This window comes from Chromobacterium sp. S0633, assembly GCF_024158805.1.
Taxonomy (GTDB): domain Bacteria; phylum Pseudomonadota; class Gammaproteobacteria; order Burkholderiales; family Chromobacteriaceae; genus Chromobacterium.
In genome coordinates, this window is record NZ_JAMZGH010000005.1 from 63,956 (window position 1) to 77,920 (window position 13,965).

Annotated in this window: 10 protein-coding genes and 1 pseudogene; 8 read left to right on the forward strand and 3 right to left on the reverse strand. The window is 66.0% G+C overall.

What is annotated here, in order from left to right; translation table 11 throughout:
• The first annotated feature begins 9 nt into the window (after positions 1-9).
• From ptsP to gap, 3 genes are all read left to right on the forward strand, one after another.
• Positions 10-2,514, forward strand: coding sequence for a phosphoenolpyruvate--protein phosphotransferase (ptsP, locus tag NK214_RS05130; RefSeq protein WP_253313890.1), 2,505 nt, complete (start codon positions 10-12; stop codon positions 2,512-2,514).
• 159 nt (positions 2,515-2,673) lie between these two features.
• Positions 2,674-4,356, forward strand: a complete 1,683-nt coding sequence (gene nagE, locus NK214_RS05135) for an N-acetylglucosamine-specific PTS transporter subunit IIBC (protein ID WP_253313891.1) — start codon at positions 2,674-2,676, stop codon at positions 4,354-4,356.
• A gap of 231 nt (positions 4,357-4,587) precedes the next feature.
• Positions 4,588-5,601, forward strand: a complete 1,014-nt coding sequence (gap, locus tag NK214_RS05140; protein WP_107801015.1) for a type I glyceraldehyde-3-phosphate dehydrogenase — start codon at positions 4,588-4,590, stop codon at positions 5,599-5,601.
• Between the two features lie 95 nt (positions 5,602-5,696).
• On the opposite strand, the gene NK214_RS05145 is transcribed toward gap, so the two are convergent.
• On the reverse strand, positions 5,697-6,140 hold the full coding sequence (locus tag NK214_RS05145) for an Lrp/AsnC family transcriptional regulator (protein WP_019100282.1): 444 nt from the start codon (positions 6,138-6,140) through the stop codon (positions 5,697-5,699).
• A gap of 430 nt (positions 6,141-6,570) precedes the next feature.
• Here NK214_RS05145 and phoB point away from each other — a divergent pair, with 430 nt between their 5' ends.
• The 3 genes from phoB to tal all read left to right on the forward strand — a co-directional run bounded on the left by phoB (position 6,571) and on the right by tal (position 9,956).
• A complete protein-coding gene (gene phoB / locus NK214_RS05150; RefSeq protein WP_048412957.1) occupies positions 6,571-7,260 on the forward strand; it encodes a phosphate regulon transcriptional regulator PhoB in 690 nt (229 codons plus the stop codon).
• Positions 7,261-7,266: 6 nt separating this feature from the next.
• On the forward strand, positions 7,267-8,574 hold the full coding sequence (phoR, locus tag NK214_RS05155; RefSeq protein WP_107801014.1) for a phosphate regulon sensor histidine kinase PhoR: 1,308 nt from the start codon (positions 7,267-7,269) through the stop codon (positions 8,572-8,574).
• Positions 8,575-8,894: 320 nt separating this feature from the next.
• On the forward strand, positions 8,895-9,956 hold the full coding sequence (tal, locus tag NK214_RS05160) for a transaldolase (protein WP_253313892.1): 1,062 nt from the start codon (positions 8,895-8,897) through the stop codon (positions 9,954-9,956).
• A gap of 237 nt (positions 9,957-10,193) precedes the next feature.
• Here tal and NK214_RS05165 read toward each other — a convergent pair whose 3' ends face one another.
• Positions 10,194-10,727, reverse strand: coding sequence for a hemerythrin domain-containing protein (locus NK214_RS05165; protein WP_253313893.1), 534 nt, complete (start codon positions 10,725-10,727; stop codon positions 10,194-10,196).
• 234 nt (positions 10,728-10,961) lie between these two features.
• Between NK214_RS05165 and NK214_RS05170 the strand changes: the two are divergent.
• Together NK214_RS05170 and ampD are read left to right on the forward strand one after the other, a co-directional pair.
• Positions 10,962-11,378: pseudogene (locus NK214_RS05170) on the forward strand (GNAT family N-acetyltransferase); the annotation flags it as partial.
• A gap of 15 nt (positions 11,379-11,393) precedes the next feature.
• A complete protein-coding gene (gene ampD, locus NK214_RS05175; protein ID WP_235089876.1) occupies positions 11,394-11,981 on the forward strand; it encodes a 1,6-anhydro-N-acetylmuramyl-L-alanine amidase AmpD in 588 nt (195 codons plus the stop codon).
• A 62-nt stretch (positions 11,982-12,043) separates the two neighbouring features.
• Here ampD and kup read toward each other — a convergent pair whose 3' ends face one another.
• Positions 12,044-13,909, reverse strand: coding sequence for a low affinity potassium transporter Kup (kup, locus tag NK214_RS05180; protein ID WP_253313894.1), 1,866 nt, complete (start codon positions 13,907-13,909; stop codon positions 12,044-12,046).
• Positions 13,910-13,965 lie beyond the last annotated feature (56 nt).

A 13,965-nucleotide genomic window follows, 5' to 3' on the forward strand; every position in this document is an offset into this window, starting at 1 on the left:
ACGCCCCCCATGTCCGCTACGCTCGAACTCCTGGCCCCGTTTGACGGGCCGTCCGTGCCGCTGAGCCGCGCGCCCGATCCGGTCTTCGCCGGCTTGATGATGGGCGACGGCCTGGCGATCGAGCCGCTGTCCGGCACCCTGCTGGCGCCCTGTGACGGCGAGGTGGCGCAATTGGCGCGCACCGGCCACGCCTTGACGCTGCGAGCCGCCAACGGCGCGGAAGTGCTGATCCACATCGGCATCGACACCGTCAAGCTGGAGGGCGAGGGCTTCAAGCCGCTGGTCAAGGCCGGCGACGCGGTGCGTCAGGGCCAGCCCCTGATCGAGGTGGATCTGGACGCGGTGGCGCGGCGCGCGCCGTCGCTGCTGACCATGGTGGTGATCGCCAATGGCGAGGCTTATGCGCTGGAAAGTCGGGGCGAGGGCTGGCAGCAGGCGGGCCGCAGCGTGTTTCTGACGCTGTCCGGTGGCGCGGCGGCCGACGAGGCCCCCAGCGCCGAGGGCGCGGAAAGCCGCGGTCAGGCCACGGTGCGTCACGCCGGCGGCCTGCACGCGCGGCCGGCGGCGCTGGTGCAGAACGCGGCGCGTCAATATCGCGCCAGCGTGCGGGTGGAGTTCAAAGGCCAGGCGGCCAACGCCCGCAGCGTGGTGGCCCTGATGGGCTTGGGCGTGGCCGAGGACGACGATGTGGCGGTGCTGGCGCAGGGCGAGGACGCGGCGGCGGCGGCGGCGGCGGTGATCGCCGCGCTGCAGACCCGCACCGAATCCGGCCACGGCGCGCCCGCGCCCTTGGCGAGGGGGCCGGCGCGCGCGTTGCCGGCCGGCTGGATAGGCGGCGTGTGCGCGGCGCCGGGCCTGGCCATCGGCCAGGTGGTGCGTCTCGACGCCTTCGAGCCGCAGGTGGCGGAGTTCGCGGTCAACGCCGACAGCGAGCGCGAGCAATTGCGCCGGGCGCTGGCCGAGGTGAGCGCCGGCATCGCCGCCGCCATCGACACAGCCTTGCGCCGCGGCCAGACCTCGCAAAGCGACATCTTCGCCGCCCATCTGGCGCTGGTGGACGATCCGGAATTGCGGGACGCGGCGGAACGGGACATCGCCGCCGGCCACAGCGCCGGCCACGCCTTTCGCCAGGCGGTGCGCGCGCAATGCCGCGTGCTGTCCGGCCTGGGCAGCCCCTTGCTGGCCGAACGGGTGGCGGATCTCAAAGACATTGAACGCCAAGTGCTGAAAGCCCTGTTGGGCGACGCCCAAAGCGAGCCCGAACTGTATCCGGCCTCCATTCTGGTGGCCGAAGACCTGGCGCCTTCCGAACTGACCCGGCTGCCGCGCGAGCAGGTGGCCGGCATCCTGTCCGCCGCCGGCGGCGCCACCGGCCACGTGGCCATCCTGGCGCGCGCGCTGGGCATTCCGGCCCTGGTGGCTTGCGGGCCTCAGGTGTTGCGGCTGGACGCCGGCAGCGAAGTCTTGCTGGATGCGAGCCAAGGCGGCTGTCATCCGGCGCCGGACGCGGCCCTGTTGGCCGCCGCCCGGCAGGCGATGGCGGAGCGCGAGAGCCGCCGCGCCGATATGCGCGCGGACGCCGACGGCGCCGCGGTGACGCTGGACGGCGTGCGCGTCGAGGTGGCCGCCAATATCGCCAATGAAGAGGACGCGCGCGAAGCGGTGCGCCACGGCGCCGACAGCGTCGGCCTGCTGCGCACCGAGTTTCTGTTCATCGACCGTCAGGACGCGCCGGATCGCTACGAACAGGCCAACGCCTATCAGGCGGTGCTGGACGAATTGCAGGGCCGCGTCGCCATCATCCGCACGCTGGACGTGGGCGGCGACAAGGAAGTGCCCTATCTGACCCTGCCGCCGGAGCCGAATCCGGCGCTGGGCCTGCGCGGCATCCGCACCGGCTTCGCCCATCCGGAGATGCTGGACGAGCAACTGCGCGCGCTGCTGATGCTGCGGCCCTTGTCCCTGCTGCGCATCCTGGTGCCGATGATCGCCGATGTCGGCGAACTGCGGCGCTTGCGCCAGCGCATCGACGCGTTGGCCGAGGAAGCGGGGCTGAGCGAGCGGCCGCAGCTGGGCGTGATGGTGGAAGTGCCCTCCGCCGCGCTGCTGGCCGACCAATTGGCCGCCGAGGCCGACTTCCTGTCCATCGGCACCAACGACCTGACGCAATACACGCTGGCGATGGATCGTTGCAACGCCTCGCTGGCCGCCAGCCTGGACGCGATGCACCCGGCGCTGCTGAGGCTGATCGAACGCACGGTGGCCGGCGCCAGCCAGCACGGCAAATGGGTGGGCGTATGCGGCGCCCTGGCCTCGGACCCGCTGGCCGCGCCGGTGCTGGTCGGCCTCGGCGTCGCCGAACTATCGGTCAGCCCCGGCCTGGTGCCGGAGATCAAGGCCAAGGTGAGGACGCTGGACCAGCAGGCCTGCCGCAAGCGCGCCGAGCAATTGCTGGCGCTGGATTCCGCCGTCGCGGTGCGCGCGCAGGCCGCCGAATGGTGGCCGGAAGATTGAATCGGCCCGGCGCGCAGGCGCGCGCGGGGCTTATATGAAGTGGTTTTGAGGTCATCGCATGCCGCGGGGACACGCGGCAGCGAGCGGTACAGACACACAAGAAGGTAGCAGCCTGGAGCGCCATGCCCCCATCGGCGTCCATACACTGGGAGACGAGACGTGAGTACCTCTGACAATAAATTCGCTGGCATTCAGCAGCTGGGCCGCGCCCTGATGCTGCCGATCGCCGTTCTGCCCGTGGCGGGCTTGCTGCTGCGCCTGGGCCAGCCGGACCTGCTCAACATCAAGATGATGGCCCAGGCCGGCGACGCCATCTTCGGCAACCTGGCCCTGATCTTCGCCATTGGCGTGGCGGTGGGCTTCGCCAAGGACAACAACGGCACCTCCGGCCTGGCCGGCGCCATCGGCTATCTGGTGATCACCGCGGTGCTCAAGGTGATAGACGAGAAAATCAATATGGGGGTGCTGTCCGGCATCCTGTCCGGCCTGGTGGCCGGGGCGCTGTACAACCGCTACAAGGACATCAAGCTGCCCAGCTACCTGGCCTTCTTCGGCGGCAAGCGCTTCGTGCCCATCGTCACCGGCTTCTCCATGCTCTTGTTGGGCGCGGTGCTGGGCTATGTCTGGATGCCGGTGCAGACCGGCATCGACAGCGTCGGCCGCTGGTTGATCGGCGCCGGCGAGATCGGCGTCTTCGCCTACGGCGTGCTCAACCGCGTGCTCATCGTCACCGGCCTGCACCACATCCTCAACACCATTGTCTGGTTCCAGGTGGGCGATTTCGCCTCCGCCGCCGGCAAGGTGGTGCATGGCGACCTGACCCGCTTCTTCGCCGGCGACAAGACGGCCGGCATGTTCATGTCCGGCTTCTTCCCGGTGATGATGTTCGGCCTGCCGGCCGCCTGCCTGGCGATGTACCGCACCGCCAAGCCTGAGAACAAGCAAGCCGTCGGCGGCCTGCTGTTCTCGATGGCGCTGACCGCGATGCTGACCGGCGTCACCGAACCGGTGGAATTCGCCTTCATGTTCCTGGCTCCGGCGCTGTACGCCATCCACGCGGTGCTGACCGGCCTGGCCATGGCCTTGATGCACGCGCTCAACATCAAGTTGGGCTTCGGCTTCTCCGCCGGCCTGTTCGATTACTTGCTGAACTTCGGCCTGTCCACCAAGCCGCTGTTGCTGATCCCGGTGGGCATCGGCTACTTCGCGCTCTACTACGTGCTGTTCGTGTTCTTCATCAAGAAGTTCAACCTGAAAACCCCGGGCCGCGAAGACGCGATGGTGGCCGTGGCGGCGGTGGCCGCCGGCAGCGACCGCGCGCGCGCCTTCATCGCCGCGCTGGGCGGCGCCGCCAACCTGAAGTCCGTGGACGCCTGCACCACCCGTCTGCGTCTGCAAGTGGCCAGCAACGACAAGGTGAGCGAAGCCGCGCTGAAGGCGCTGGGTTCGCGCGGCCTGATCAAGCCGGCCGCCGGCAGCGTGCAAGTGGTGCTGGGACCGGAGGCGGACCTGATCGCCGACGAAATCCGCGTCGCACTGGGCAACCCGGACGCCGAGGCGGCCGTCCATGCGGGCGCGGCCGCGCCGGCGCAGGCCCTGGGCGAGGTGGTCGGCATAGACCGCGAACGCTGGCTGGCGGCGCTGGGCGGCGCGGCCAATGTGCTCAAGGTGGAAGCCGTGGCCGGCAGCCGGCTGCGGGTGGAAGTGGCCAACGCGGAGCTGGTGGACCAGGCCGCCCTGCAACAACTGGGGGCCAGCGGCGTCACCACCTTCTCCGGCACGCTATTGCATATAGTATTGAATAGCGACGCGGGCGATTACGCCGCCGCATTGCAAGGCTGAGCGTCGCTTCCATGCGCCGCGCGTCGCGGGGCCTCGGATAGGCCCTAAGAACCGGGCGTTGCCCGGCGGAATTTGACGCACGGCAAGCTTGGGCGCAATTTCCGCACTGCCGATGTTGGTAATTCGCCCACTACTTATGTAGCGAGTTGATTACAAGCGGAATCAGGCGGACAGTGGTGGCGCAGGGCACGGGAAGATGACCTTGCGCCATTTCAACTTGGAGGATGCATCATGACGTTGCGAGTTGCTATCAATGGTTACGGCCGCATCGGCCGCATGATTGTGCGTGCATGGCAAGAGCGCTATGCCGATCAGGACATCGAGATTGTCGCCATCAACGATCTGGCCTCGCCGGAGCTGCATGAACACCTGACCCGTTACGACAGCGTGCACGGTCCGTTCGCCGCTTCCGTGGCGCTGGACGGCGATCACCTGGTGGTCAACGGCAAGAAGATCAAACTGCTGGCCATCCGCAACCCGGCCGAGCTGCCGTGGAAAGAATTGAACGTGGACGTGGTGATGGAATGCACCGGCTTGTTCACCACCCGCGAAAAAGCCGGCGCGCATCTGCAGGCCGGCGCCAAGAAAGTGCTGATCTCCGCTCCGGGCGGCGAAGGCGTGGACGCCACCGTGGTTTACGGCGTCAACCACCAGCAGCTGAGCAGCGCGATGACCATCGTCTCCAACGCCTCCTGCACCACCAACTGTCTGGCCCCCATGGTGCAGCCGCTGATCGACACCATCGGCATCGAGCGCGGCCTGATGACCACGGTGCACGCTTACACCAACGACCAAGTGCTGCTGGACACCGATCACAAAGACCTGCGCCGCGCCCGTTCCGCCGCCGTGTCCATGATCCCGACCAAGACCGGCGCCGCCGCCGCGGTGGGCCTGGTGCTGCCGCAGCTGAAGGGCAAGCTGGACGGCTTCGCCGTGCGCGTGCCGGTGAGCAATGTCTCGCTGGTGGACCTGACCTTCACCGCCGGCCGCGATACCAGCAAGGAAGAAGTGAACCAGCTGATCAGCGACGCCGCCAAGGGCCCGCTCAAGGGCGTGCTGGGCGTCAACACCCTGCCGCTGGTGTCCTGCGACTTCCTGCACAACCCGGCGTCCAGCACCTTCGACGCCACGCTGACCCGCGTCATCGGCGGCCGCGAAGTCAAAGTGCTGGCCTGGTACGACAATGAATGGGGCTTCTCCAACCGCATGATCGATACCGCGGTGGCCTGGCAGGCCGCCAAGTAAGCGCCCAGCGGGGTTCCGGCTCAAGAAACGGACAGGCTTGCCTGTCCGTTTTTCATGGCGCGGCGCCAGGAGCGGGCGCTTGGGACGGCGCCGGTTTATTCATCCTGCTGCAGATCCGGCAGCCGCGGCGGCACCGGCACCTCGATCACGATCGAGGTCTTGGTGTCGCCAAACTGCATCAGCCGCGCGATCAAGGCCTGCAGCGTGGGCATATTGTCCACCACCACCTTCATCATCAGTCCGCTGGTGCCGGTCACCGACATGCATTCGATGATCTCCGGCATGGTGCGGATTTCCTCTATCACCGCGAAGTACTCCAGATGCTTGACCGTCAGCTCTATCATGCAGCAGATGGGCATGCCCACCTTGTTGGGATCGATGGTGGCGCGGTAGCCGGTGATCACGCCTCCGCGCTCCAATTTGCTCACCCGGTCCGCCACCGCCGGCGGCGACAGATTCACCCGCCGGGCCAGTTCCGCGAAGCTGATTCGGGCGTTTTCGTGCAGTGCGGCGATGATTTTTCTATCAAATTTATCCATTCTTCGATTATAAGGAAATATGACGAAACAAACTTATAAAAAAAGGCGAAATGGCTGAAAATCCAATCAACCATCTGATCAAAACGCCTGTTTGCTACGTAAAATGCTGGCCGTATCAGGGTTGGCCGCACTGTCCCGCGGCCCGCCTGTCCAGATCCGTTGCGGATGAGAATTGTCCCAAAACGCTCTCATTTGAAACTGTCCTGGTGATCTCTTTGTCCCTGGTCTCTAGTCAGATCAAATCTGTATTGACGACGACCATTCCGGGCCTGTTCACAGCAACAGGCCCGTTTTTTTTGGCTTGCTGAGGCGTCTACGGCTGGCGCGTTAAAATAATCTGCGCCAAAGTGGGAAAGTTTGACGAAATGTCATATTTTTGTAATCACCCGTTTTTATCCTTGCCACACACTCAAACGGGAATGGATCAACCATGCCAGCCAATATCTTGCTTGTTGAAGACGAACCGGCAATCCAGGAGCTGATTGCCTTCAACCTGGCGCAGGCCGGCCACCACGTGCTGCGGGCCAGCACCGCCGAAGCGGCGCTGACGCTGGTGCGCAACGCGCTGCCTGACCTGGTGCTGCTGGACTGGATGCTGCCGGGCGCCAGCGGCGTGGACATCGCCAAGCGCCTGCGCGCCGACGAGCGCACCCGCCACGTGCCCATCATCATGCTGACCGCGCGCTCGGACGAGCAGGACAAGATCACCGGCCTGGAGACCGGCGCCGACGACTACATCACCAAGCCCTTCTCGCCGCGCGAGCTGCTGGCGCGCATCAAGGCGGTGTTGCGCCGCCGCGCGCCGCAGATGACCGACGACGCGGTGGATGTGCAAGGCCTGCGGCTGGACCCGGTCACCCACCGCGTCACCGGCAACGGCGGCGTCATCGATCTGGGGCCCACCGAATTCCGCCTGCTGCACTTCTTCATGACCCACCCCGAGCGCGTGCATTCGCGCTCCCAACTGCTGGACCAGGTGTGGGGCGACCATGTGTTCGTGGAAGAGCGCACCGTGGACGTGCATATCCGCCGGCTGCGCAGCGCGCTGGAGGGCACCGGGCACGACACGCTGATCCAGACCGTGCGCGGCACCGGTTATCGCTTTTCCACCCAGCAGTGAGGCCTGATGCCTGAATTTCTGAAACGCACGCTGGCCTCGCTGCTGGCGACCGCCGTCATCGGCCTCGGCTTCTGGCTGGGCTCGTCGGCGGAAGACGGACTGATCGCGGTGGCCATCTGCCTGGGCGGCTGGCTGGCCTTCAATCTCTACCATGTGGCGCTGCTGTTGCGTTGGCTGCAACGGCCGACTCCGGAGCGGGTGCCTGACGGTTTCGGCGTCTGGCACACCATTTTCATGACGCTGTACCGCACCACCCGCACCCAGAGCCAGAGCCAGAAAAAGCTCACCCACGCGCTGGAGCGTTTCATCAACGCCGGCGAGGCGATGCCGGACGGGGTGGTGGTGCTGGACGAGCACGACCGCATCGAATGGATCAACCCGATGGCGGTGGAGCATCTGGGTCTGGACCGCAAGCGCGATGTCGGCAACCAGATCCTCAACCTGATCCGCCAGCCGGCCTTTCACGCCTATATGAACGAGGCGCGCTTCAGCCAGCCGCTGGTGCTCAACTTCGTGCAGCCGCGCGAACTGGTGATCTCGCTGCAGATGGTGCCCTTCGATTCCACCCGCAAGCTGCTGCTGACCCGCGACATCACCCAGTTGGAGCGGGTGCAGACCGTGCACAAGGATTTCGTCGCCAACGTCTCGCACGAGCTGCGCACGCCGCTGACCGTGGTGGGCGGCTTTCTGGAGACGCTGGGAGACATGCCGCAGGTGGACGACGCCACCTTCCGCCAGTTTCTGCCGATGATGATGGAGCAGTCGCGGCGCATGCAAAGCCTGGTCGAGGACCTGTTGACCCTGTCCAAGCTGGAGAACAGCCCCAAGGCGACGGTGTCGGAGCGGGTGGACATGCAGGACATGCTGGACACGCTGATGGTGGAGGCCGAGGGCCTGTCCCACGGCCGCCATCAGGTCAAGCTGGACCGGCACAGCGACGCCTGGCTGTGGGGCAGCCAGCAGGAGCTGCACTCGGCCTTCGGCAACCTGGTGTCCAACGCGGTGCGCTACACGCCGGAGGGCGGCTGCATCACGCTGAGCTGGAAGGAGGAGGGCGAGCAGCTGCGCTTCTCTGTCAGCGACACCGGCATCGGCATCCCGCGCGAGCATATCCCGCGCCTGACCGAGCGTTTCTACCGGGTGGACCGCGGCCGTTCGCGCGGCAGCGGCGGCACCGGCCTGGGGCTCGCCATCGTCAAGCACGTGCTGGCGCGTCATCATGCCCGGCTGGAGATCAGAAGCGAGCCGGACAAGGGCAGCGTGTTCTCCGCGGTGTTCCCGCGCGACCGCCGCAGCGGCTCGCAAGCGGCCTGAGCGCCGCGCCGCGGGGCCGCATGCGGCGTATTCTTGCAAGCTTGGGTCGGCGCTCTTGGCGCGCCGCTCCAAGCGGGTTAGGATGTCCGTTTTAGCCCGCCGATTTTAGAACCTGTTCAAAGTCTGCTGCGCTTCGGCGATACGGCGTTAGAAACCCGCTTCGAAATGCTCATATACCGTATGTGCATTCCGCTTCCTCGGCTGTTTTCGTCTTGTCTCGCCCTTGTGCGCGAGACTCTGAACAGGCTCTATGGCGTGGTAGCCACTGGCCGGCTCGGCGACGCCGGGTCCGCCCTGACTTTATTCTGGATCGTTCCACCATGAATCGACTGCAATCCATCCGCCCCTTCGGCCAGCGCATCTGGCTGGACAATCTGTCCCGCGAACTGATCGCCTCCGGCGAACTGGCTCGCCTGCTGGCCGACGACGGCATCGCCGGCGTGACCTCCAATCCGGCGATCTTCTACAAGGCGATCAGCGGCGACGCCAGCTACCAGGCCGACCTGGCCCGCCTGAAAGCGGACGCCGGCCTCTCGGCCGAGGCGCGTTACGAAGCGCTGGTGGTGCCGGACATCCAGGCCGCCTGCGATCTGCTGCGCGGCCAGTACGACGCCAGCCAGGGCAACGACGGCTATGTCAGCCTGGAAGTGTCGCCGGAGCTGTCCAACGACGAGGCCGGCACCCTGGCCGCGGCGCGCCGCCTGTGGGCGGAAATCGCCCGCCCCAACGCCATGATCAAGATCCCGGCCACCGCCGCCGGCATCCGCGCGTTTCAGGCGCTGACCCGCGAAGGCGTCAACGTCAACATCACCCTGCTGTTCTCGCTGCCGCAAGTGGAAGCGGTGTGGGACGCCTACATCGCCGGCCTGTCCGCCCGTCGCGCAGACGGCAAGGATGTGTCCGGGATCAAGGCGGTGGCCAGCTTCTTCCTGTCCCGCGTCGACAGCCTGCTGGATCCGCAAGTGGGCGCGGCCCATCAGGGCAAGGTGGCCATCGCGCTGTCCAAGGCCGCTTACGCCCGCTACCGCGAACGTTTCCACGGCGCCGAGTTCGCCGAGCTGAAAGCCGCCGGCGCGCGTCCGCAATATCTGTTGTGGGCGTCGACCGGCACCAAGAACGCCGCTTACTCCGACGTGCTCTACGTGGAAAGCCTGATCGGCGACGAAACCGTCAACACCGTGCCGGACGGCACGCTGGCGGCCTTCCGCGATCACGGCCAGGCCGCGTTGACGCTGCCGGAAGGCATGGACGACGCGCAAACCCTGTTGCACGCGGTGGGGGCGTCCGGCATGGATCTGGCCGCCGCCGGCGAGAAGCTGCAGCAGGACGGCTTGAAGCTGTTCGAAGACGCGTTCGAGCAGTTGCTGAAGCTGACCGCCTGAGAGTGTAAACCAGCTCTGAGAACGTGTTTACGATCTCGCGAGCTAAGGCGAGACAAGGCGAAAACAGCTGGGAAAGCGGAGTGTACACACGGTACATGAGCATTTCGAAGGGGTACTCACCGTGTAACGCTCCACAACGCGCAGCAGATCGTAAACAGGTTTTGAGTGCGGAAAGATAAAAAGGCTGACCAGCGCGGTCAGCCTTTTTTGCGTTTGCGGCCGGGCGGCGGCAGCCGTTCAGGCGGCCTGCTGCGTCCGGCGCGCCGCCATGCGCTGCCCGGCGGCGCTCATTTCCTCGGCGCTGATGGCGGAGGCGGCGGTGGGGAACAGCCAGCTTTCCTCGGCGGCGGCGTGTTCGCGGTACTGGCGGGCGAACTCCTCCAGCTCGTTGCGGCTGATACGGTGGATCTTGCCGTCGCGCAGCGCCAGCAGATCGTCGCGGATCGCGTTCCAGCAGGAGTGCAGATAGCCGTGTTCGGCGCTCAGTTGCTCCAGTCGGGCGGCGGCGGTGGGCACCCGCGCCAGAATCAGCGGGAACAGCTCGTCCTCCTCGTCGCTGTGATGGGCGGGGCCGGCCAGATCGAAGTAGCGGACCACGCCGTCTATCGTATTGCGGGCGGCCTCGTTGACGCCGTGTTGCTCGATGTAGGCGGGCAGTTGATCCAATTGCTCGCAGAAGCGGCGAATCTTGTCGTGACAGGCTTGCAGCATTTCCAGCGGCTGTTCGAAGCTGGGCGCGGCGGCGTTGCTCAGAGAGTCCAGCGTCAGCATGGGCGTTCTCCTGTGATGGGTGACGGCCTGCATTCTGCGGCATGGAACGGGCCGCGGCCATGATTCGGCTCAAGCAAGGCGAGCCTTCCGCCGGGCGGGAGCGGTAGAATGCAGGATGAAGGCTTGTCCGCCCCGGTTGTTCTTGATACCGCGTAGGGCCTCAGAAAACAAGTGCGATATTGGACTGTTCCAGTTACCGGATTGTTGCATCGGTTACGCGCGCAGGGAGAGTGAATGCAAGCCCCGTTTGAAGTGAAAAGCCTGGATTTGAGGGACGCCGCGCTGGCCGCGCGCGCCTTGGATCTGCAACTGGCCGCCCACCGTCTGGAGGCGGAGTGGCTGTCCTATCCGCACCTGCCCGTGCTGTGGGCCGATCTGTCCGCGGCGCGGGCCTGCGCCGACGCGGTCTGGGGCGCGTTCGAGGGCGAGAGCCTGCGCGGCCTGCTGGTGGCCTCGCGCCGAGAGGACGGCGGTCTGCATATCGAAAGAGTGGTGGTGGATCCGCAACAGCTGCGCGCCGGCTGGGGCTATCGCCTGCTGAACCGGGCGCTGGTGGGCGAGAGCGAGGTCAGCGTGGACACCGCCGAGGTCAATATCGCCGCGTTGTCCTTGTACCGCAAGGCCGGTTTCGTCGCCGAGCAGCGCTGGTCCACGCCGGACGGCTTGATGTTGTGGCGTTTGAATTATCAGCCGGCCCCGCCGCCTGCTTTGCAATTATTGGAAGACGGCTGGCTGGACGGCGCGCGCCGGCTGCCCTCGCCCAATCACGATGAACGCGGCGAGGGCATGGCGCCGGAGCTGCTGGTGATCCACAACATCAGCCTGCCGCCGTATCGCTACGGCGGCTTGGGTGTGGAACAGCTGTTCCAGAACCGGCTGAATCCTGACGAGCATCCGTTCTACGCCGAAATCCAGCATCTGCGGGTGTCGTCCCATTTCTTCATTCGTCGGTCCGGCGAGCTGCAGCAGTTCGTGCCGGTGACGCGGCGCGCCTGGCATGCCGGCGTGTCCAGCTGGCGGGGGCGTGAGCGCTGCAACGATTTTTCCATCGGCGTGGAGTTGGAAGGCTGCGATTTCGAGCCGTTCAGCGAGGCGCAATACCGGACGCTGCAAGCGCTGGCGCGGGCATTGCGGAGCAAGCTGCCGCTTAGCGCCGTCATCGGCCACGAGCACATCGCGCCGGGGCGCAAGACCGATCCCGGCCCGTTCTTCGATTGGGCGCGGGCGGAGGCGGACAGCGGCCTGCAACGCTAGAGTCAGGCGCGAAAAAGCCGGACAGGCAGGGCCGGTCCGGCTTGGGAGCGGGGCGGTAGGGCTTACAGCTCGACTTGCGCGCCCAGCTCCACCACCCGGTTGGTCGGCACCTGGAAGAAGTCGGTGGCGCGCATCGCGTTCTTGCTCATCCACACGAACAGCTTTTCGCGCAGGCGCGACATGCCCGGACGCTCGGTGGACACGATGGTTTCCCGCGACAGGAAGAAGGACGTGTCCATCAGCTCGAAGGCCAGGCCCTGGGCGGTGCAGTCTTCCAGCACCTGCAGCACGTTCGGGTCTTCCTTGAAGCCGTAGCGGGCCACCACGCGCCAGAACGAAGCCGACATCTGCACGATCTCCAGTCTGTCCTCTTCCGCCACATAGGGCACGTCTTCGGTGCGCACCGTCATCAACACCACCCGCTCGTGCAGCACCTTGTTGTGCTTGAGATTGTGCAGCAGCGCGTGCGGCACGCCGTGCAAGGTGCTGGTCAGGAACACCGCGGTGCCTTGCACCCGCGTCGGCGGATAGGCTTCCAGGTTCTCGATGAAGCTGTCCAGCGGCAGCGCCTGGTCGCGCAGGCGCGTGAACAGCAGCTCGCGGCCCTGCTTCCAGGTGCTCATCAGGGTGAAGATCACCATGCCCAGCACCAGCGGCAGCCAGCCGCCGTCGGCCACTTTATGGATGTTGGCGCTGAAGAAGCCCAGGTCTATGGTGGCGAACATCAGGGTGACGCCCAGCGCCAGCGGCAGCGGCCAGCGCCAGTTGACCCGGGCCACCACGAAGAACAGGCAGGTGGTGATCAGCATGGTGCCGGTGACGGCGATGCCGTAGGCGGCGGCCAGGCTGGACGAAGTCTTGAAGGTCAGCACCACCACCATCACCGCGATCAGCAGCGCCCAGGTGATGAAGGGCATATAGATCTGGCCGATCTCTTTTTCCGAGGTGTGCTGCACTTCCAGCCGCGGGCAGTAACCCAGCTGGATGGCCTGGCGGGTCAGCGAGTAGGCGCCGGAAATCACCGCCTGCGACGCGATCACCGTGGCCAGCGTCGCCATCACGATCAGCGGCAGCAGCGCCCAGTCCGGCGCCAGCAGGAAGAAGGGATTCTTGATCGCCGCCGGGTTTTGCATCAGCAGCGCGCCCTGGCCGAAATAATTCAGCGCCAGGCCGGGCAGCACCAGGCTGAACCAGGCGCGGCGGATCGGCGAGCTGCCGAAATGGCCCATGTCGGCGTACAGCGCCTCGGCGCCGGTCAGCGCCAGCACCACCGAGCCCAGGGTCAGGAAGGAGCCCCAGCCGTTGTGGCCGATGAAGTGCAGCGCGTGGTAGGGATTGAGCGCCTGCAGCACTTGCGGCGCTTGCACGATCTGGTGCAAGCCGAGCAGACCCAGCACGGAGAACCAGACCAGCATGATGGGGCCGAACAGCAGGCCGACGCTGGCGGTGCCGAAGCGTTGCAGCAGGAACAGGCCGGTCAGCACGCCGATGGCCATCGGCAGCACATAGCTTTCCATCGCCGGCGAAATCAGCTCCATGCCCTCGGCGGCGGACAAGACCGACACCGCCGGGGTGATGATGGCGTCGCCGTAGAACAGCGCCGCGCCGAACAAGCCCAGCAGCACGATCTTCCAGCGCGCGGCGTGAGTGGTGTAATGCCGGGCCAGCGCCATCAGCGCCATGATGCCGCCTTCGCCGCGGTTGTCGGCGCGCAGCACGAAGGCCACGTATTTGATGGAAACCACGAAAATCAGCGACCAGAAGATCAGCGACAAGATGCCGAAGATGTTTTCCGGGGTGGTGGGGATGCCCTGGCCGGTGAAGCATTCGCGCAGGGTATACAGCGGGCTGGTGCCGATGTCGCCGTATACCACGCCCAAGGCGGCCAGGGTCAGGCCAGCCATGGCCTGTTTGTTGTGATCCTGCATAAGCATCCAATGGAATTGTTCGTCACCGTATATTGCTGCACAGCAATATCGGTGGT

Bases quoted from the DNA above. Each gene is read 5' to 3' on its own strand.
- ptsP (WP_253313890.1), top strand. From the start codon at position 10: ATGTCCGCTACGCTCGAACTCCTGGCCCCGTTTGACGGGCCGTCCGTG.
- gap (WP_107801015.1), top strand. From the start codon at position 4,588: ATGACGTTGCGAGTTGCTATCAATGGTTACGGCCGCATCGGCCGCATG.
- NK214_RS05145 (WP_019100282.1), bottom strand. From the start codon at position 6,140: ATGGATAAATTTGATAGAAAAATCATCGCCGCACTGCACGAAAACGCC.
- phoB (WP_048412957.1), top strand. From the start codon at position 6,571: ATGCCAGCCAATATCTTGCTTGTTGAAGACGAACCGGCAATCCAGGAG.
- phoR (WP_107801014.1), top strand. From the start codon at position 7,267: ATGCCTGAATTTCTGAAACGCACGCTGGCCTCGCTGCTGGCGACCGCC.
- tal (WP_253313892.1), top strand. From the start codon at position 8,895: ATGAATCGACTGCAATCCATCCGCCCCTTCGGCCAGCGCATCTGGCTG.
- NK214_RS05165 (WP_253313893.1), bottom strand. From the start codon at position 10,727: ATGCTGACGCTGGACTCTCTGAGCAACGCCGCCGCGCCCAGCTTCGAA.
- ampD (WP_235089876.1), top strand. From the start codon at position 11,394: ATGTTGTGGCGTTTGAATTATCAGCCGGCCCCGCCGCCTGCTTTGCAA.
- kup (WP_253313894.1), bottom strand. From the start codon at position 13,909: ATGCAGGATCACAACAAACAGGCCATGGCTGGCCTGACCCTGGCCGCC.